At 62.0% G+C, this 19,268-nt stretch carries 17 protein-coding genes; 12 read left to right on the forward strand and 5 right to left on the reverse strand.

Going from position 1 to position 19,268, the window contains the following annotated elements; genetic code table 11:
• Positions 1-53 precede the first annotated feature (53 nt).
• The 8 genes from C6Y56_RS22205 (at position 54) to C6Y56_RS22240 (ending at position 8,126) form a co-directional block, all read left to right on the forward strand.
• Complete coding sequence (locus C6Y56_RS22205) at positions 54-779, forward strand: RDD family protein (protein ID WP_169431647.1); 726 nt, start codon at positions 54-56, stop codon at positions 777-779.
• On the forward strand, positions 776-1,753 hold the full coding sequence (locus C6Y56_RS22210) for a stage II sporulation protein M (RefSeq protein WP_169431648.1): 978 nt from the start codon (positions 776-778) through the stop codon (positions 1,751-1,753). Before C6Y56_RS22205 ends, C6Y56_RS22210 begins: the two co-directional genes overlap by 4 nt.
• On the forward strand, positions 1,740-3,284 hold the full coding sequence (locus C6Y56_RS22215) for a DUF4129 domain-containing protein (protein WP_169431649.1): 1,545 nt from the start codon (positions 1,740-1,742) through the stop codon (positions 3,282-3,284). Before C6Y56_RS22210 ends, C6Y56_RS22215 begins: the two co-directional genes overlap by 14 nt.
• Positions 3,281-4,444 carry a DUF4350 domain-containing protein gene (locus tag C6Y56_RS22220; protein ID WP_169431650.1) on the forward strand — a complete coding sequence of 388 codons (1,164 nt, stop codon included), beginning with the start codon at positions 3,281-3,283 and terminating at the stop codon, positions 4,442-4,444. Before C6Y56_RS22215 ends, C6Y56_RS22220 begins: the two co-directional genes overlap by 4 nt.
• Positions 4,441-5,442, forward strand: coding sequence for an AAA family ATPase (locus C6Y56_RS22225; protein ID WP_169431651.1), 1,002 nt, complete (start codon positions 4,441-4,443; stop codon positions 5,440-5,442). Before C6Y56_RS22220 ends, C6Y56_RS22225 begins: the two co-directional genes overlap by 4 nt.
• Positions 5,439-6,773 (forward strand): DUF58 domain-containing protein, encoded by a 1,335-nt coding sequence (locus C6Y56_RS22230; RefSeq protein ID WP_169431652.1) that lies wholly within the window; start codon positions 5,439-5,441, stop codon positions 6,771-6,773. The genes C6Y56_RS22225 and C6Y56_RS22230 overlap by 4 nt, the downstream gene beginning before the upstream one ends.
• 193 nt (positions 6,774-6,966) lie before the next feature.
• Positions 6,967-7,182, forward strand: a complete 216-nt coding sequence (locus C6Y56_RS22235) for a hypothetical protein (RefSeq protein ID WP_169431653.1) — start codon at positions 6,967-6,969, stop codon at positions 7,180-7,182.
• Positions 7,183-7,724: 542 nt separating this feature from the next.
• Complete coding sequence (locus C6Y56_RS22240) at positions 7,725-8,126, forward strand: DUF6124 family protein (RefSeq protein WP_169431654.1); 402 nt, start codon at positions 7,725-7,727, stop codon at positions 8,124-8,126.
• A 114-nt stretch (positions 8,127-8,240) separates the two neighbouring features.
• Here C6Y56_RS22240 and C6Y56_RS22245 read toward each other — a convergent pair whose 3' ends face one another.
• The gene (locus C6Y56_RS22245; protein WP_169431655.1) at positions 8,241-8,600 is read right to left on the reverse strand and encodes a PilZ domain-containing protein; all 360 of its coding nucleotides are present in this window, start codon (positions 8,598-8,600) and stop codon (positions 8,241-8,243) included.
• Between the two features lie 219 nt (positions 8,601-8,819).
• Complete coding sequence (locus C6Y56_RS22250; RefSeq protein WP_007951249.1) at positions 8,820-9,206, reverse strand: tetratricopeptide repeat protein; 387 nt, start codon at positions 9,204-9,206, stop codon at positions 8,820-8,822.
• Positions 9,207-9,378: 172 nt separating this feature from the next.
• On the opposite strand from C6Y56_RS22250, the gene pyk reads away from it, so the two are divergent.
• Positions 9,379-10,830, forward strand: coding sequence for a pyruvate kinase (gene pyk / locus C6Y56_RS22255; RefSeq protein WP_169431656.1), 1,452 nt, complete (start codon positions 9,379-9,381; stop codon positions 10,828-10,830).
• Between the two features lie 55 nt (positions 10,831-10,885).
• Here the strand turns inward: pyk and C6Y56_RS22260 are convergent, their stop codons facing one another.
• From C6Y56_RS22260 to C6Y56_RS22270, 3 genes are read right to left on the reverse strand one after another with little or no spacing between them, the layout of a single operon-like run.
• A complete protein-coding gene (locus tag C6Y56_RS22260; RefSeq protein WP_169431657.1) occupies positions 10,886-11,635 on the reverse strand; it encodes an enoyl-CoA hydratase-related protein in 750 nt (249 codons plus the stop codon).
• A gap of 29 nt (positions 11,636-11,664) precedes the next feature.
• On the reverse strand, positions 11,665-12,600 hold the full coding sequence (locus C6Y56_RS22265; RefSeq protein ID WP_169431658.1) for an iron-sulfur-binding ferredoxin reductase: 936 nt from the start codon (positions 12,598-12,600) through the stop codon (positions 11,665-11,667).
• Positions 12,593-13,699: a GGDEF domain-containing protein gene (locus C6Y56_RS22270; protein WP_169431659.1), complete on the reverse strand. Its 1,107-nt coding sequence runs from the start codon at positions 13,697-13,699 to the stop codon at positions 12,593-12,595. The genes C6Y56_RS22265 and C6Y56_RS22270 overlap by 8 nt, the downstream gene beginning before the upstream one ends.
• A gap of 311 nt (positions 13,700-14,010) precedes the next feature.
• Here C6Y56_RS22270 and C6Y56_RS22275 point away from each other — a divergent pair, with 311 nt between their 5' ends.
• The 3 genes from C6Y56_RS22275 (at position 14,011) to C6Y56_RS22285 (ending at position 19,169) form a co-directional block, all read left to right on the forward strand.
• Complete coding sequence (locus tag C6Y56_RS22275) at positions 14,011-15,534, forward strand: fumarate hydratase (RefSeq protein ID WP_007960181.1); 1,524 nt, start codon at positions 14,011-14,013, stop codon at positions 15,532-15,534.
• A gap of 543 nt (positions 15,535-16,077) precedes the next feature.
• Positions 16,078-17,838, forward strand: a complete 1,761-nt coding sequence (locus tag C6Y56_RS22280) for a sensor histidine kinase (protein ID WP_169431660.1) — start codon at positions 16,078-16,080, stop codon at positions 17,836-17,838.
• Positions 17,838-19,169: a sigma-54-dependent transcriptional regulator gene (locus C6Y56_RS22285; RefSeq protein ID WP_169431661.1), complete on the forward strand. Its 1,332-nt coding sequence runs from the start codon at positions 17,838-17,840 to the stop codon at positions 19,167-19,169. Before C6Y56_RS22280 ends, C6Y56_RS22285 begins: the two co-directional genes overlap by 1 nt.
• The last annotated feature ends 99 nt before the right edge of the window (positions 19,170-19,268 follow it).

The following is a 19,268-nucleotide window of genomic DNA, read 5'->3' on the forward strand; positions in this document are numbered from 1 at the left end:
GACTGCTAGCATCGGATTCACTCGCATCCCGATCCGGCAACATCAGGTAGCCCATGCTCGAGACCACAGCACCGCCAAGGAAAGCACCGCTGGCCCCGCCACTGGAAACGCGGCACCAGGTTGAAACGCCGGAAGGCATCGACCTGCCGCTGCGTCCCGCCGGTCTGATGGTGCGTGCCGTGGCGTTTACCATTGATCTGGGGTTGCGCGGGCTGATCCTGGGCCTGCTGCTGATGTTGCTGGCGCTGCTCGGCAAACTCGGCATCGGCCTCGGCTCATTGCTGCTGTTTGTGGTGAGCTGGTGGTACATGGTGCTGTTCGAAGTACTGCGTCAGGGCCGCTCACCGGGTAAACAATGGATGGGCCTGCGGGTGGTGCACGACGACGGCACGCCGGTCGGCTGGTCGGCCTCCCTGTTGCGCAACCTGCTGCGTTTTGTCGACCTGATGCCATTCGGCTACTTCCTCGGCGCGATCAGTTGCCTGCAACACCCGACCTTCAAACGCCTCGGCGACATCGCTGCCGGCACGCTGGTGATCTACAGCGAACGCCCGCTCAGGCACCCGCAGTTACCCGATGCCGAACCACGCCGCTCGCCGATCCCGCTGACCCTGACTGAACAACGCGCCCTGCTCGCCTTCGCCGAACGCCAGGGGGAACTGTCGACCGCGCGGGTCAACGAGCTCGCCGCATTGCTGGCCCAGCCGCTGCGCATCAGCGCCCCCAAAGCCGTAGGCGAACTCAACAGCATCGCCCGTGGCCTGATGGGGCCGACATGAAACAAAGCCTTTTCGAAAGCCGCCACAAGGCCGAATGGGAGCGCTTTACACTCGCTCTCGAACGACTGGAACGAGGCAAGGACACTTCGCAGGTGGCCGAATTTCCCAAGGCCTATCGCCGACTCTGCCAACATCTGGCTCTGGCGCAGGAGCGTGGCTACAGCAGCTTTCTCGTCGACTCCTTGCAACAACTCGTGCTGCGCGGTCATCAACAGCTTTACCGTCATCGCCGACAGCTCGGTGCCAGCCTGCTGAGTTTCATCCTCGCCGGATTCCCGCGGCTGGTACGGGCGCAATGGCCTTTCGTGCTCGTGGCCGGGCTGCTGTTCTTCGGCAGCCTGGCCAGTTTCGGGGTACTGGTGTATCTGAATCCCGAATTGATCTACAACATGATCCCCGCCGAGCAGGTCCGCGAGATGCAGAGCATGTACGATCCGGTCGCCGGCCACCTCGGGCGCTCGGCCGAGCGCGCCGCCAGTGAAAACTGGGTGATGTTCGGCTACTACATCATGCACAACATCGGCATCGCCTTTCAGACCTTCGCCAGCGGTTTGCTGCTGGGTCTGGGCAGTGCGTTTTTCCTGTTCTACAACGGCCTGACCATCGGTGCAGTGGCCGGGCACCTGAGTGAAATCGGCTTCGGTCAGACCTTCTGGCCTTTCGTGATCGGTCACGGCGCATTTGAACTCAGCGCGATTGTCCTGGCCGGCGCAGCGGGGTTGAAACTGGGTTGGACACTGATTGCACCGGGACGCCTGACTCGCGGTGAGGCCTTGAGACACGCGGCGCGCCAGAGTGTCTTGCTGATCTGCGGGGTGATGCTGTTCCTGCTGATCGCCGCGTTCATCGAGGCGTACTGGTCATCACGCACCGGGGTCACGTCGCAGACCAAATACCTGGTCGGCGCGGGACTCTGGCTCTGCGTGGCGATTTATCTGCTGTTCGCCGGAAGGAGCCGCCATGCGCCTGAGTGACGCGACGGTGGTGATCCGCCCACGCAGCACCTGGGAAGCCATGGACCTGGGCGTGCGCATGAGCCAGCAGCATCGGCGCTTGCTGATGACCAGCTGGGCCATCGTCACCCTGCCATTGTTTGCGGTCCTGAGCCTGTTGTTCTGGGATTCTCCGTCGCTCGCGGTGCTCATCTTCTGGTGGCTGAAACCGGCCTATGAGCGCTTGCCGCTGTACATCCTCTCCAAAGCCCTGTTCGGCGAAACACCCACTTTGCAACAGGCGTTACGCCAATGGCCGCACTTGCTCAAACCGCAACTGCTGGCCAGCCTGACCTGGCGACGCCTGAGCTTGAGTCGCAGCTTCCTGATGCCGGTGGTGCAACTCGAGGGCCTGGGCGGCCTCGCACGACAGCAGCGTGTGCGGGTGCTGCTGCAACGCAACGCCGGCGCGGCCCAGTGGCTGACGATCATCGGCGTCCATCTGGAAACGGCGCTGTGGATTGGCCTGATGGTGCTGTTCTATTTACTCCTGCCACAACAGGTCGAAACCGACTGGGACTGGCAAAGCCTGATCTTCGCCGCCGATCACCAATGGCGCTGGCTCGAGCACTTGACCAATGCCCTCTACGCTCTGGTACTGGTGATCTGGGAACCGATCTACGTCGCCTGCGGTTTCAGCCTCTACCTCAACCGGCGCACCATCCTCGAAGCGTGGGACATCGAACTGGTGTTCCGCCGCCTGCGCCAGCGCCTGAACAGCAGCGCGCTCGGTGTGCTGCTGGTGGTTTGCCTGTTGCTGCCGGGAGTCCCCTCGGCATGGGCCGCCGACCCCGCCACCGCTCCGGATGCGCCCCGGCTTTTGAATCAGCCACTGACCAGCCAGGCGTCTCGCGACAGCATCAACGCCTTGCTCGAACAACCGCCGTTCAAGAACAAGGAAACCGTCACCCGCTATCGCTTTGGCGAAGATCCCGCCACCGCCGAAAAAGCCAAGGACGGCAAGGCGCCGCAATGGCTGAAAACCCTGCTCGGCTGGCTCAACGGTCAACACCTCAACGGGTTGGCCAAGGCGATTGAAGTGTTGCTGTGGGCCGTGGTGATCGGAGCACTCGGCGGGTTGATCTGGCGCTATCGCGAGTTTCTGCAGACGTTCGTCAGTCGTCGCCCGCCATTGTCCAAGCGGATAAAACGCCCCTTGCCACAGCAAGCCTTCGGTCTCGACCTGAGCCGGGAAACACTGCCCGACGACATCGCCGCCAGTGCCGAACAGCTCTGGCAGACCCAGCCCCGCGCGGCGCTCGGTCTGCTGTATCGGGCGCTGCTCAGTCACCTGCTGCACGATTTCAACCTGACACTGAAACCCGCTGACACCGAAAGCGAAGTACTGGCACGGATCGAACACTTGCAGCGTCCGGACCTGCTCGCCTACAGCCGTCATCTCACCGGCCACTGGCAGAACATGGCCTACGGACACCGCGTGCCGGCGGCGCATCTGCAACAGGAACTGTGCGATGGCTGGCGGTCACTGTTCGGCCATGGAGCCGCCCGTTGAACCGGCGCACGATCTGGCTGGCCGGCGCGCTGATCGTCGCTCTGCTGAGTGCGCTGGGCGTTTATCTGTACCTCAAGGCCACGCCTTACCAGACCGTGGTCGATCACGGCCCCTCGCCCGCCGCGCAAGCCAATCCTTATCTGGCGGCGGAGATGTTTCTGCGCGGTCACGGGATAACCGTCGGCCATGCCGAAAGCCTGTCCGTGCTGCCAGAGATCGATCCGCGCCAACACACCCTGCTGTTGTTCAACGATCGTTCGAAAATGACGCCGCGTCAGGTCGATCAAGTCTTGAACTGGGCCCGGGCCGGCGGGCGGCTGGTATTCGTTGCCGAGTCGCTGTGGGATGAAAAGACCGGCCAGAGCAACGACCTGCTGCTCGACCGTGTGCAACTGCATCAGTCCCTGAGCAAGGATCTCAAAGACCCGCCGCCGGATGCCGACGAAGATCCCTACCCCAACCTGACCAAGCTCTATCTGGAAGACGAAGACGCGCCGGCCTACGCCGGGTTCGACACCGCGTTCCACCTCGACGACCCGAAAAACCTCGCCCAGGCCTGGGCCAACAGCGCCAGAGCCACCCACATGATGCAACTGCCCTACGGCGTCGGCTCGGTCACCGTGGTAACCGACGCCGAACTGTGGAAAACCCCGGCCATCGCTCAGCACGACAATGCCTGGCTGCTTTGGTACCTGAGCGCCGACACCTCCGTAACCCTGCTGTACAACACTGAACACGACGGTCTGCTGACTCTGCTCTGGCGCTACTTCCCACAAGCCATCGTCGCCCTGCTCGCCTTGATCGGACTGTGGTTGTGGCATGTCGGCGTGCGTCACGGGCCGGTGCAGACCCCTGCCCCGAGCGGTCGTCGTCAGTTGATGGAACACCTGCGCGCCAGCGCCGATTTCATCCTGCGCCACAACGGCCAGCAGACCTTGCTGCAAGCCCTGCAGCAGGACGTCCTGCGCCGCGCCCGTCACCGTCATCCCGGTTTCGACCAATTGAACGTCGCCGAACAATGGCTGGCCCTGTCGCGCCTGACCCGCCAACCGACCCGTGCCATCAGCCAGGCCCTGAGCCCGGCACCGAAGCGGCGCCTGTCCAGCGCCGAATTCTGCCGTCAGGTCGCCCACCTGCAAGCCTTGAGGAACTCGCTATGACCGAACACATCGAACCCGGCTCGCCCAGCCACGCCGCCCAGCAACGTCACCGTGCCAGCCAGTTGGCACAAGCGGTACGCGGTGAACTGCAAAAGGTGCTGATCGGCCAGAACCCGGTGATCGACGACGTGCTGACCGCGCTGATCGCCGGCGGTCACGTGCTGCTCGAAGGCGTTCCCGGCCTCGGCAAAACCTTGTTGGTACGCGCCCTGGCAAAATGCTTCGGGGGCGAGTTCGCGCGCATCCAGTTCACCCCGGACCTGATGCCCAGCGACGTCACCGGCCACGCGGTCTACGACCTGCAGACCGAGCAGTTCAAACTGCGCAAAGGCCCGCTGTTCACCAACCTGCTGCTGGCCGACGAAATCAACCGCGCCCCGGCCAAGACCCAGGCCGCTCTGCTCGAAGCGATGCAGGAACGTCAGGTCACTCTCGAAGGCCGCCCCCTGCCGATTGCCCAGCCGTTCATGGTGCTCGCCACGCAGAACCCGATCGAACAGGAAGGCACTTACCCGCTGCCCGAAGCCGAGCTCGACCGTTTCATGCTCAAAGTACGCATGGATTACCCCGAAGCCGACCAGGAGCTGGATATGGTGCGCCAGGTCAGCCGCTCGACCCGCGCCGACATGCTCGACGTGCAACCGCTGCGCACCGTGTTGCAAGCCAAGGACGTGCAAGCCCTGCAGCGCATCGCCAGCGATCTGCCACTGGACGATCAGGTGCTCGATTACGCCGTGCGCCTGGCCCGCAGCACCCGTACCTGGCCGGGGCTGAGTCTGGGCGCCGGGCCACGCGCCTCCATCGCACTGGTGCGCTGCGCTCGCGCTCGCGCGCTGTTGCGCGGCGGCGAATTCGTGATCCCGGACGACATCAAGGGCTGCGCACTGGCGGTGCTGCGTCACCGGGTACGCCTTGCACCGGAGCTGGACATCGAAGGGCTGCAAATCGATCAAGTCCTTCAGCAACTGCTCGACCAAGTACCGGCGCCGCGCCTGTGAAACCCTCGCGCCTGCTGTTGATCTGGCTGGCGATCCTGCTGGTCATCGGCATTGTGCTGGGCGCGTTGCAGGCGCTGGACGTCGAGGTGCCATCGAGCTTGTTGTCGATCAACTGGGGATTGTTGCTGGCGCTGTTTGCGCTGAGCCTGCTGGACGCGCTGCGCCTCAAGCGCCTGCCCTCGCCCCGCGTACATCGGCATATGCCCGGCAGCCTGGCCCTCGGTCGCTGGAGCGAAATCCGGCTGGAGGTCGAACACGATTTCGCCCAGCCACTGCCCCTTCAACTCTTCGACCATGTACCCGACGGCCTCAGCTACGAAAACCTGCCGCTCTCGACCGAGTTGCAACCTGGCCAGCGCAGCCTGATCGGCTATCGCCTGCGCCCACTCAAGCGCGGCCACTTCAGCTTCGACACCTGCGAACTCAACCTGCCGAGCCCCTTCGGCCTGTGGTCCGGCAAACGCCTGCTGAACATCACTGATCACACCCGCGTCTACCCCGACTTCGCCCGCCTCTACGACGGCCAGCTGCTGGCGGTCGACAACTGGCTCAGCCAGCTCGGCGTACGCCAGCGCCAGCGCCGTGGCCAGGGGATGGAATTTCATCAGCTAAGGGAATTTCGCGAAGGCGACAGCCTGCGCCAGATCGACTGGAAAGCCACCGCCCGCCATCGCACACCGATTGCCCGGGAGTACGAAGACGAGCGGGATCAACAGATTGTTTTCATGCTCGATTGCGGGCGGCAGATGCGAAGTCAGGATGGGGAGCTGTCGCATTTCGATCATGCGTTGAATGCGTGTTTACTGTTGAGTCATGTGGCGTTGCGGCAGGGGGATGCGGTGGGCTTGTCCACCTTCGCCAGTGATCAGCCGCGGTTTATTGCACCGGTCAAAGGTGCGGGGCAGCTCAAGGTGTTGCTCAATGGTGTTTACGATCTGGATAGCACGCGGCGTTCGGCGGACTATCCGGCTGCGGTGAATCAGTTACTGGCCAGACAAAAGCGTCGGGCGCTGGTGGTGCTGGTGACGAATGTGCGGGATAAGGATGATGAGGAATTGCTGAACGCCGTCAGACAACTAAGCCACCGGCATCGAGTACTCGTGGCCAGCCTGCGTGAAAGCAAGCTTGAAGATAGACGGTATGCTCAGGTGCAAACGATTGAGCAAGCGCTTGAATACTGCGCAACAGTGGATTACCTGAACGCCCGATCAGTGCTCCATGAAAAATTGAGTGCCCAAGGAGTACAAGTGATAGATGTCCCCCCAAGTGAATTGAGCACAGACGTAATTTCGCGGTATCTGAACTGGAAAAAATCTGGAGCACTCTGCTAACACACTGTGAAATTCACACAGGAGGGCCAGATTAAAATTACGAAAATCAAAAAGTTCTAAACAATAAGCTGGCTCAGTTCACCCGCGGAGCATCACAGCTGATGCAGCTCACCATTTGAGTAGAAATCGCTAGCCAACTAACACTCGCAAATGCCACTGCTATGCTTAGTTTTTTGCAAAAAGGAGACTAAGAATGGCCGATCAATATTCTCTATCAGACGTGTTGGAAAGGATGTATCAGAATCAACTCGGCTTGGAAGCCGCTCTGATGGAATTTGTACTCCTGGTCGAAGCACAGGGAATGGTGGATACCGGAAACAACGTCCGGGAAGCACTTTTTACTATTGGAGAAAACGCTGGCTTCATCAAGCAAGGTTTGGCAAAGCTGAAAGGAAACCGTCCCAGCTAAAGCTTTCGGACTCTCACCGATGTCCAAGATCTTTCGATGTATTTCTTCTACGGTTCACGTTCTCTAAAACCAATCATTAACCGGGGGGGTTCTTACAGCTCGGCTCTCAAAAAAGCCCCCCTTTGCCTACGAATACGCTAGCCCTGCCCCGCGTGTAAAAACCCTCAAAAGAGATGCAGAACTGTTGTTCTCTCACTTTTTGTGGAGAACAAAAAAACGGTGGAATTGAGGCTACAACACGTGACGCTTTTGCCTACGTGTAAGCGCGAATCCGCTGGCTTGTGCACCTTGGCGTTGCCCCGTAACTTGATACCCGTCGCTGCCAATCAGCGGCCGGGTTTAGTCGCCCGAGGTAAGATAGGTTTGCAAACGCATCGTCCAGTCGGGTATTCCCTATCCCTGCACTCGATGGTGGCTGTGAGCAGGGTGCCCCCGGGCACGCCGGAAAAAGCCTACTTCCCCGGTCGACTAACCTGCTTACAGCTGCCACCCCCTCGTTTAGTCGCGAAGCGGTAACAGCCCAACTTATTAGGAAGTTAGGTATGTTCAAAGCTACACCAAATCCCCCATCAGACACCGATCCAAAGGACCCGACCGATCAACCCGATCCGGTCTCCCCCTACGCTTCAATCGATTCGAAAAAACTTCACGACGCAGCCCACAAGGCCCTCGACTTCTACCTGAACCCCAAGGCCGAAAAACCGCGCAACTCCGTGGATCGCGGCATGCAGATGTTCAAGGTCGACCCGGACATCAACCCCGAGGCGATCGCCATCCAGACCTACGAAACCTTTTCTTCGGTGAGCATCCTGCTGCTGGACCTGGCCGACAGCCTGGACGACAAGCCGCGGCATCTGGCGATGGCGATCTATCAGTTGAGCGAGATGGGATTGTTGCTGGCAGAGAGGACGCTGGATAACGAGCGGGCGATTGCTATTGCCTAGCCTTAGGTTATGGGTTGTCTGAAATGACGCCTTCGCGGGCAAGCCCGCTCCCACACGGATCAGTGGTGTCCTTGTGGGAGCGGGCTTGCCCGCGATGCTTTTGGCGGACGTGAATCAGGCCGAGGCGGGCAACGGCTGAAAACTGAAGTATTGCTTCAACGCCTCGACCAGTTGCCCATACTCCGGTGGTGTCCGGTACAGGCTGAAACCGGCGTCGTAATGCCGGGGCGTCGCGTCTTCATGGCACCACAGGCAGCAGGCGCTGAGATCAATCACCTGCTGACAGTCAGCGCCTACAGGAATCTTCAGACGCAATTTGAATTCGGCACCGATCATCATCGGCAACTGGCTGATGAGCATCAGCCCGTCTTCGGAGACGTTGCCCAGAAAGCCTATGGGTTTGTCGGTGACGCTGTTGAACACTCGCAGAAAATACGGCAACTGGTGCCGTTCGATTCGACGGTCAGTAAACATGAACTTATCACCATGCAGGGCCCGGTAAACGGACCGCACTGTGCTTCGGAACGAACCTGCCCGACAGGTCCGCTCTCCCCGCTTCCGGTGTGGCGCTCGCCACGTAATGCTCATGCCAGTCGCAGGTGTTGCGCCGATGTGGAGTCCAGGCTCTAAACCGGTGTCATTGGACTATAGCTCACCTTGTACAGCCGGCCATATTTTGTAGGACAACCGCCATCAGAACCGGGTTGGACGTACCACCGCGGCAGCGCTTCGAGTCGGGTAGTGACCCAGGCTCTGCAGGGTTTCCAGACGCGCGCGGGCGCGGTAGGCGTATTCGCTATTGGGGTACGAGGCGATGATGAACTGATAGGTCTGCGCCGCATCGACGAACATTTTCTGCCGCTCCAGGCACTGGCCGCGCATCATCGATACCTCCGGCCACACGTAAGGGCGGGCACGGCTGGCGCGTTCGACCTTGGACAGTTCGAGCATCACCTGCTCGCAGTTGCCACGGTCGTAGGCGCTGTAGGCGTTGTTCAAATGATGGTTCATCGACCAACGGGTGCAGCCCGTGACGGCGAGGACGCTGAGGGCAAGGGCGGCAATGGGCACGAATCGCATGGGGTATTCTCCTGTCTTGTGATCATTATCGACCTCTGGCGAGAAATCTTCAGAGCCCTTTGCTCCGATTGTCGCGTTCAATAAAGAAAACAATAAGTAGTGCAAACGAACAATGACTACACCCAAAGAGCGTAGTAGCCTCTGCGAGCGCTTGAACCTGAGGAGTCTTTGCATGTCCGTCCGTCGTACCAAAATCGTCGCTACCCTTGGCCCGGCCAGTAACTCGCCGGAAGTTCTCGAACAGCTGATTCTGGCTGGCCTGGACGTCGCCCGTCTGAACTTCTCCCACGGCACCCCCGACGAGCACAAGGCTCGCGCGAAGCTGGTGCGTGACCTGGCTGCCAAGCACGGCCGCTTCGTCGCCCTGCTGGGTGACCTGCAAGGCCCGAAAATCCGTATCGCCAAATTCGCCAACAAGCGCATCGAGCTGAAGATCGGTGACAAGTTCACCTTCTCCACCAGCCATCCGCTGACCGAAGGCAACCAGCAGGTGGTCGGCATCGACTACCCGGACCTGGTCAAGGACTGCGGCGTGGGCGACGAGCTGCTGCTCGACGACGGCCGCGTGGTGATGCGCGTTGAAACCGCCACCGCGACCGAACTGAACTGCGTCGTGACCATCGGCGGCCCGCTGTCCGACCACAAAGGCATCAACCGTCGCGGCGGCGGCCTGACCGCGCCGGCCCTGACTGAAAAAGACAAGGCCGACATCAAGCTCGCCGCTGAAATGGAAGTCGACTACCTTGCCGTGTCCTTCCCGCGTGACGCTGCCGACATGAACTACGCCCGTCAACTGCGCGACGAAGCCGGCGGCACCGCCTGGCTGGTGGCGAAGATCGAACGCGCCGAAGCCGTGGCCGACGACGAAACCCTCGACGGTCTGATCAAGGCGTCCGACGCGGTAATGGTTGCCCGTGGTGACCTGGGTGTGGAAATCGGCGACGCCGAACTGGTGGGCATCCAGAAGAAAATCATTCTGCACGCACGCCGCCACAACAAGGCGGTGATCGTGGCGACCCAGATGATGGAGTCGATGATCCAGAACCCGATGCCGACCCGTGCCGAAGTGTCCGACGTGGCCAACGCCGTGCTCGACTACACCGACGCCGTGATGCTGTCGGCCGAATCCGCTGCCGGCGCTTATCCGCTGGAAGCCGTGCAGGCGATGGCGCGCATCTGTGTCGGCGCTGAAAAGCACCCGACCAGCAAGACCTCCAGCCACCGCATCGGCAAGGAATTCGAGCGCTGCGACGAGAGCATCGCGCTGGCGACCATGTACACCGCCAACCACTTCCCGGGCGTCAAGGCGATCATCGCGCTGACCGAAAGCGGCTACACCCCGCTGATCATGTCGCGTATCCGTTCGTCGGTGCCGATCTACTGCTTCACCCCGCACCGCGAAGCCCAGGCCCGCGCTGCGTTGTTCCGTGGCGTGTACACCGTTCCGTTCGACCCGGCCTCGCTGGCCCCGAACGAAGTCAGCCAGAAAGCCATCGACGAGCTGGTCAAGCGCGGCGTGGTGGAGAAAGGCGACTGGGTCATCCTGACCAAGGGCGACAGCTACCACACCACCGGCGGCACCAACGGCATGAAGATCCTGCACGTGGGCGACCCGCAGGTCTGAGTGACCGGTTGCTGAAAACGAAAAGCCCCGCCATGTGAATGGCGGGGCTTTTTCGTTAATGCCGCTTGATGAACCCGGTCAACGCCGCCAACGCCTCCGGCGAGCGCAGTCGCTGGGTGAACAGTGCGCCCTCCTCCTCGATCACCTTGCGAATCAACTCGCGATCCGGTGCGCGCATCAACTGCTTGCTGATCCGCACCGCCTCGGCCGGCAGCTCGTCAAACCGCAGCGCCATCTCCCGCGCCTTGGCCAACGCGGCTTCGCCGCTGCCCAATGCCTCGGTCGCGATCCCCCATTGCGCCGCTTGCTCACCGGTAAAGCCCTCACCGAGCAGCAACAATTCCGATGCTTTGGCCTGCCCGAGCAATCGCGGCAGGATCAGGCTGGAGCCGAATTCCGGGCACAACCCGAGGTTGACGAACGGCATGCGCAACCGTGCATCCCGCGCCACGTACACCAGATCGCAATGCAACAGCAGCGTCGTACCAATCCCCACCGCCGCCCCGGCCACGGCGGCGATCACCGGTTTGCGGCATTCGAGCAGTTCAAGCATGAAATGAAACACCGGGCTGTCGAGGTCGCTCGGCGGTTGCTGGATGAAGTCGGCGATGTCGTTGCCGGCGGTGAAGCACTCGGCGCTGCCGGTGATCAGCACGGCGTTGATTTCCGGGTCGCGGTCGGCCTGTTTCAGGGCGTCGGCCAACTGGCTGTACATGGCGCGGGTCAGGGCGTTTTTCTTGTCCGGGCGGTTGAAGCGCAGGGTCAGCAAACCGCGTTCACGGTGCAGCAGGATGGCGTCGGGCATGGCAGGTCTCGCGTCTGAGAATTCAGCGCTCAACCACGGCTCAGGAAGACATCGGCCAGCAGTTGATTGCGCGGCAGTCCGGCCAGGAACAGGCGCTTGGCAAAGGCGTCGACGCTGGCCGTCGAGCCGCAGACTAAGGCCAGGGTTTGCCGGGAAACAAGGCGCAGTTGCGCCAAAGCGCCCGGCAACTCGGCCGCCGTCCACCGTTCGACGCTGAGGTTTTCCCGCTGCGCGGCCAGTGCCTCAAGGGGTTTGGCCAGGTAATGCCCGTCCGCATCATGGGCCAGATGAATAACGCGAATGGCGCCCCGATGATCGTGACGCAAGGCTTCGCGCAACACGCCGAACAACGGGCCGAGCCCGGTGCCGGCGGCGAGCAGCCACAGCGGCCGGTCGTGCCAGTCCGGGTCGTAATGCAGCGCGCCGCCGCGCAGTTCGCCGAGGCGGATCGGGTCGCCGATCTGCAAGCGCCGGGCAGCATCGCTGAATTCGCCGGGCTGGCGGCAATCGAGGTGGAATTCGAGAAAGCGGTCCTCTTCCGGCAGGCTCGCCAGCGAATACGGCCGCGCAATGTGGCCGGCCCACAGCACCAGATGCTGACCAGCGCTGTAGCGCAACGGCCGCTGGGGTGTCAGGCGCAATCGCAACACGCTGTCGCCGAGCCAGTCCAGCGCTTCGACCGTGGCCGGGCGCCCATCGGTGACAGGGTCGAAGGTGTGCACCTGCAAGTCTTCGATCACCTGACACTGGCAGGCCAGCCGCCAGCCCTGCTCACGCTGTTCGGCGCTCAGGGCATCGGGGCGACTGTCGGCAGGCAAACCCCGGACGCATTGCACCAGACACGCATGGCAACTGCCGGCGCGGCAGCTGTAAGGCACCGCCACACCGTTCTGATTGAGGGCATCGAGCAGGTTGCTGCCCGCCGCCACCGACCACTGTCGTTCACCGACCCGCAGTTCAGGCATCGACGTTCTCCCACGCCGCCGCGCAACGGTTGCGCCCGTCGCGCTTGGCCCGGTACAGCGCCTGATCGGCGCGCTGCAAGGCGTCGTCCAGATCATCGCCCAGTTCCAGCAGGGTCATGCCGGCGGACAAGCTCAGGTTTTTCACATTCAGGCCCACCAGTTCAACGTCGGTGAAGGCGATGCGCAGGCGTTCGCAACAGGCGGTCAGCCGCTCGGCGTTGCAATCGGGCAGCAGCACCACGAATTCCTCGCCACCATAACGCGCCAGCACGTCGCCGTCGCGCAGGCAGGCTCCGGCCACACCGGCGAAGGCCTGCAAGACCTGATCGCCGGCGGCATGGCCGTGAATATCGTTGATGCGTTTGAAGTGGTCGAGGTCGATCAGCGCCAGACCGTGCACCACGTCGGCCTCCATCGCATTCAACTCGCGGGTGGCCAGGCGCAGGAAATGCCGACGGTTGAACAGCCCGGTCAATTCGTCGGTAGCCACCAGGTCTTCGAGCTGGCGCATCATCCCGCGCAACGTGTCCTGATGCGCCTGCAAGGCAAACCGGCGCTGGCGCATGCGTTGTCGCGAGGTCTGGACGAAGCGCGCGTAAATCACCAGCCACGCCAGCACAATCAACAGGATGCAGGCCTGCAACGCGGACAGCGCCGGATCGTGCAGACGCATGTGATAACCGTCCCACAGCGTGATCGCGCAGAAACTGAAGAACACCAGCATCGCGCAGCGCACGAAGGCCCGCCGCGACAGATGGAACAGGCCGAACAGCAGGATCAGCACATAGAAGACCAGGAACTCGCCCCGGGCCTCTTGCAGATGCGCGATCAGCCACGTCTGCCAGCCGAGGCCGAGCAGCACTTGCGCTTCGGTCAGGCTCGGGTCGGAAAACCGCAGGTTGGCGCCTGAGAAAAACACCGCGAACAGGGTCGCCTGGCTGATGACCACCAGGGCGCTGCCGACAGCGACGCCTGCCAGCGAGTCTTCGTAGTGTCCGGTGAAATACGCCAGCCACAGCAGCAGCAAGGCCAATCCATAGGTGGCTGCAGCGAGGGCAAAGCGTTTAAGCAAAAGACGTTGAATGGCGTTATGGGTCAATCGTTGACTCACCGTGCGATAAGAGGCTGACCGAGTGTCCTACTCTACAGACCGGCTGCCACTTTAGTGGCCCAGTCGATAAATGACCATTGATTTTCGGGCCGGGTATTTGGCGTCAAAAACCTGCAGCCATGCGACCAACGAATGACTCCGGGCAGATGTGCCCGCCACCGAGGCGCGGTATACTGCCGCGCCTTTTTAGCGTCGCGCCAGCAGCCCCGGCGTGCCTTGAAAGGTGTCTGCGACCGACCGATGCACCCAAGCCGCAGGCACCTTATTGAATGTTCCCGTCTTTTAGAGGAGCGCGACTCATGACCGTGATCAAGCAAGACGACCTGATTCAGAGCGTTGCCGACGCCCTGCAATTCATTTCCTATTACCACCCCGTGGACTTCATCCAGGCGATGCACGAAGCCTACCTGCGCGAAGAATCGCCAGCGGCCCGTGACTCGATGGCGCAGATCCTGATCAACTCGCGCATGTGCGCCACCGGCCACCGGCCGATCTGCCAGGACACCGGCATCGTGACCGTGTTCGTGCGTGTGGGCATGGACGTGCGTTGGGATGGCGCGACCATGAGCCTGGACGACATGATCAACGAAGGCGTGCGCCGCGCCTACAACCTGCCGGAAAACGTCCTGCGTGCCTCGATCCTCGCCGACCCGGCCGGTGCGCGTAAAAACACCAAGGACAACACCCCGGCGGTCATCCACTACTCCATCGTCCCGGGCAACACCGTGGAAGTGGACGTGGCGGCCAAGGGCGGTGGTTCCGAGAACAAGTCAAAAATGGCCATGCTCAACCCGTCCGACTCGATCGTCGACTGGGTACTCAAGACCGTTCCGACCATGGGCGCCGGCTGGTGCCCACCGGGCATGCTGGGCATCGGCATCGGCGGTACTGCCGAGAAAGCCGCCGTGATGGCCAAGGAAGTGTTGATGGAATCCATCGACATTCACGAGCTCAAGGCCCGTGGCCCACAGAACCGCATCGAAGAAATGCGTCTGGAGCTGTTCGAGAAGGTCAACCAGCTGGGTATCGGCGCCCAGGGCCTCGGTGGCCTGACCACCGTGCTCGACGTAAAGATCATGGATTACCCGACCCACGCCGCTTCCTTGCCGGTGTGCATGATCCCGAACTGCGCCGCTACCCGTCACGCGCACTTCGTGCTCGACGGTTCCGGCCCTGCTTCGCTGGAAGCGCCACCGCTGGACGCTTACCCGGAAATCGTCTGGGAAGCCGGCCCGTCGGCCCGTCGCGTCAACCTCGACACCCTGACCCCGGAAGACGTGCAGAGCTGGAAGCCGGGCGAAACCGTCCTGCTCAACGGCAAGATGCTCACCGGTCGCGACGCCGCGCACAAGCGCATGGTCGAGATGCTGAACAAAGGTGAAACCCTGCCGGTAGACCTCAAGGGTCGCTTCATCTACTACGTCGGCCCGGTTGATCCGGTCGGTGACGAAGTGGTTGGCCCGGCCGGCCCGACCACCGCCACGCGGATGGACAAGTTCACCCGTCAGATCCTCGAGCAGACTGGCCTCTTGGGCATGATCGGCAAGTCCGAGCGCGGCCCGACCGCCATCGACGCGATCAAGGACAACAAGGCTGTGTACCTGATGGCCGTTGGCGGTGCCGCTTACCTGGTGGCGCAGGCGATCAAGAAGTCCAAGGTCCTGGCGTTCGCGGAGCTGGGCATGGAAGCGATCTACGAGTTCGAGGTCAAGGACATGCCGGTCACCGTTGCGGTGGACAGCAAAGGTGAGTCGGTGCACATCACCGGTCCTGCGATCTGGCAACAGAAGATCAGCGAAAGCCTGGCGGTTGAAGTGCAGTAAGCGCTTCATCTGCCAGCAAAAAGGCCGGGCGGTCAGCAATGATCGCCCGGCCTTTTTTTCGCCTGCCATAAAGTGCCGGCACCAGCACCTGTCAGATCTGACAGGTGTCGAAAGAAAAATGCTTTGTTAGCGTGCAATCTCGGCATTCACTGGTTACGTCGCCATGGTTCCTGATGCAGATGCGCTAGTCACCCCGCCCTCCATTGCCAAAACCGCGTCCATTGCCACCAATGGGCGCAGTTGGGGAGAGATCGGTGCGAGCGGGCAACGGTCTTACTCTCTGACGCTGCCGACGATGTCATGCAGGCTGACGGAACCGACCTGCGGCCCGAACTGACGACGCGCGGCAAGATCAAGGCCAACCTGGATCGGCAAACGGGAAAAGTCACGAACATGCTCCGCGGTCTGGCCAATACGGTTCGAACCCACAGAGCCAGCCCAAAAGTCGTGGCCTGAACGCACATAATTTATGCCTCGACAACCCTGCCGCCACAGGGAGGCATGTTATCGTGCCACCCCGTCCTGCCATCCATTCGTCCCAGCATGCTGCCGACTTCCCGTACCTTGCGTCTGTCGTTGTATACCCTGCTGATCATCGCCGGTGCCGCCCTTGCTGCAACGCTGGCAATCCGTCACGCCGAACGCCAGGCGCTGGAAGAAGACGCTGCCCGGGCCAATCAGCAACTGGCGCTGTACGCCAACTCGCTGCACACCCTGATCGACCGCTACCGCGCCCTGCCCGCCGTGCTCGCGCTGGATCCGCAATTGCGTGCGGCGCTGGCCGGTCAGGTGGATGCCGAACAGCAGGCTGCGCTGAATCTGAAGCTGGAAAAGATCAACGGCGCCGCACAGTCCTCGACCCTGGAGCTGCTCGATCACACGGGTCTGGCAGTGGCGGCCAGCAACTGGCGCTTGCCCAGCAGTTACGTCGGCCACAACTATGGCTTTCGCCCCTACTTCAGCCAGACCCGCACTCAGGGCACCGGGCGCTTTTACGCGGTCGGCGTGACCAGCGGGATTCCCGGTTATTTCCTGTCCAGTGCCGTGCTCGGTGACAGCGGCGAGTTCCTCGGGGCGATGGTGGTCAAACTCGAATTCCCGGAGCTTGAACGCGAATGGAGCCATGGCAACGATACTCTGCTGGTCAGCGATGCCCGGGGCATCATCTTCATCGCCAACCAGCCGGACTGGCGTTATCGCCTGCTGCACCCGCTGAGCCCGGCCGATTACCGCGAGATCAAGGCCACCCGCCAATACGACAAACAGTCGCTGGTGCCGCTGACACATCTGTCGCTGCGTCGCTTCGATGACAACAGTGATCTGCGTCGCGTCGAAGGTCCGCAAGGCACGGCGGATTACCTGTGGGAATCGCTGCCGCTGACCGCCGAAGGCTGGACCCTGCACCTGCTGCGTCGCCCGCAACTGTCCTTCGAAGACCAACGCAATGCCGGGCTCGCTGCTGCCGGGGTGTGGCTGGCGCTGGTATTCCTGTTGCTGTTCCTCAACCAGCGCTGGCGCCTGGCAAAAATGCGCCAGCGCAGCCGCGAAGAGCTTGAGCAACTGGTCGAAGAACGCACCCGTGATTTGCGTACCGCACAGGATGGTCTGGTGCAATCGGCGAAACTCGCGGCACTGGGGCAGATGTCGGCGGCGCTGGCTCACGAAATCAATCAGCCGCTGACCGCCCAGCGCATGCAACTGGCGACCCTGCGCCTGCTGCTCGATCATGGGCGCGTCGATGACGCCTACAAGGCGCTCAAACCGGTGGATGACATGCTCACGCGCATGGCGGCCCTCACCGGTCATTTGAAAACCTTCGCCCGCAAGAGCCCCAGCGGCCTGCGCGAACGGCTGGATCTGGCGACGGTGGTCGATCAGGCCTTGCAGTTGCTGGACGCCAGAATGCGCGACGAACAGGTCAGTCTGGTGCTGCACCTGACCCGGCCGGCGTGGGTGCGCGGCGATGCGATCCGTCTCGAACAGGTGCTGATCAACCTGCTGCGCAACGCCCTCGATGCGATGCAGGGCAAACCGTGCAAGCGTCTGGAAATCCGCCTGGAAACCGACGAGCAACTGTGGCGCCTGAGCGTCATCGACAACGGCGGCGGCATCGCCGAAGAACATCTGGGGCAGGTATTCGATCCGTTCTTCACCACTAAACCGGTGGGTGACGGGCTGGGTCTGGGGCTGGCGGTATCGTTCGCCATCGTTCATGAATCCGGCGGACGCCTGTGCGCCGAAAATGGCGACAACGGCGCGGTGTTCAGCCTGACCTTGCCTATCGATCTGGAGGCGCACATCTGATGCTCAATTCGGTGATGGTGGTCGATGACGAAAGCAGCATTCGCAGTGCCGTCGAACAATGGCTGAGCCTGTCCGGGTTCGAGGTGCAGCTGTTCAGCCGCGCCGAGGAATGCCTGGCGGCTTTGCCGGCGCATTTTGCCGGGGTGATTGTCAGCGACGTGCGCATGCCCGGCCTCAGCGGTCTTGAGCTGCTGGCCGAAGTGCAGCGCCGCGATGCCGACCTGCCGGTAATTCTGCTGACCGGCCACGGCGATGTGCCGATGGCGGTCGAAGCCATGCGCGACGGCGCCTACGATTTTCTGGAAAAACCCTTCAGCCCCGAGACCCTGCTCGGCAGCCTGCGCCGGGCACTGGACAAGCGTCGGCTGGTGCTGGAAAACCGCGCCCTGCACGAACAGGCCGACAACCGCGCCAGACTGGATGCGACACTGCTGGGTGTGTCCCGTAGTTTGCAGACCCTGCGCCGGCAGGTACTGGACCTGGCGACGCTGCCGGTCAACGTGCTGATCCGTGGCGAAACCGGCAGCGGCAAGGAACTGGTCGCCCGTTGCCTGCACGACTTCGGCCCCCGCGCCGACAAGCCGTTCGTGGCGCTGAACTGCGCGGCGATCCCCGAGCAACTGTTCGAAGCCGAGTTGTTCGGGCATGAAAGCGGCGCGTTCACCGGCGCCTCGGGCAAGCGCATCGGCAAACTGGAATACGCCGATGGCGGCACGCTGTTTCTCGATGAAATCGAAAGCATGCCGCTGGCCCAGCAGGTGAAACTGCTGCGGGTGTTGCAGGAGCAGAAGCTGGAGCGGCTGGGGTCGAATCAGAGTATTCGCGTGGACTTGCGCATCGTCGCGGCGACCAAACCCGACTTGCTGGATGAAGCGCGGGCCGGGCGTTTTCGCGAAGACCTGGCGTATCGTCTGAACGTCGCTGAGCTGCGATTGCCGCCGCTGCGTGATCGTCGCGAAGACATTCCGTTGTTGTTCGAATCCTTCGCCCAGAGCGCCGCCCAGCGTTTGGGCCGGACCTTTCCGCCGCTCAGTGGCGCGCAGTTGAGCCACCTGCTCAGTCACGACTGGCCGGGCAATGTGCGCGAGTTGGCGAACGTGGCCGAGCGGCAGGTGCTGGGGCTGGATGAACCGGTGCAGGGTATCGATCCGGGCCAGTCGCTGGCGGCGCAGCAGGAAGCGTTTGAAGCGCAGTGTCTGCGGGCGGCGTTGACCCGGCACAAGGGTGATGTGAAAGCCGTGCTTGAAGAGCTGCAACTGCCGCGCCGAACCTTTAATGAAAAGATGCAGCGCCATGGTTTGACCCGGGAGATGTTTGTGCAGGGTAGTTGATTTTTACAGTGCCTGATCGGGCCCCTTCGCGGGCAAGCCCGCTCCCACAGGGATTTTTGTGAACACAGAATTTGTGAACACTCCCGACCACTGTGGGAG

The sequence above is a fragment of the Pseudomonas fluorescens genome (genome assembly GCF_012974785.1).
GTDB classification, from domain to species: Bacteria; Pseudomonadota; Gammaproteobacteria; order Pseudomonadales; family Pseudomonadaceae; genus Aquipseudomonas; species Aquipseudomonas fluorescens_BT.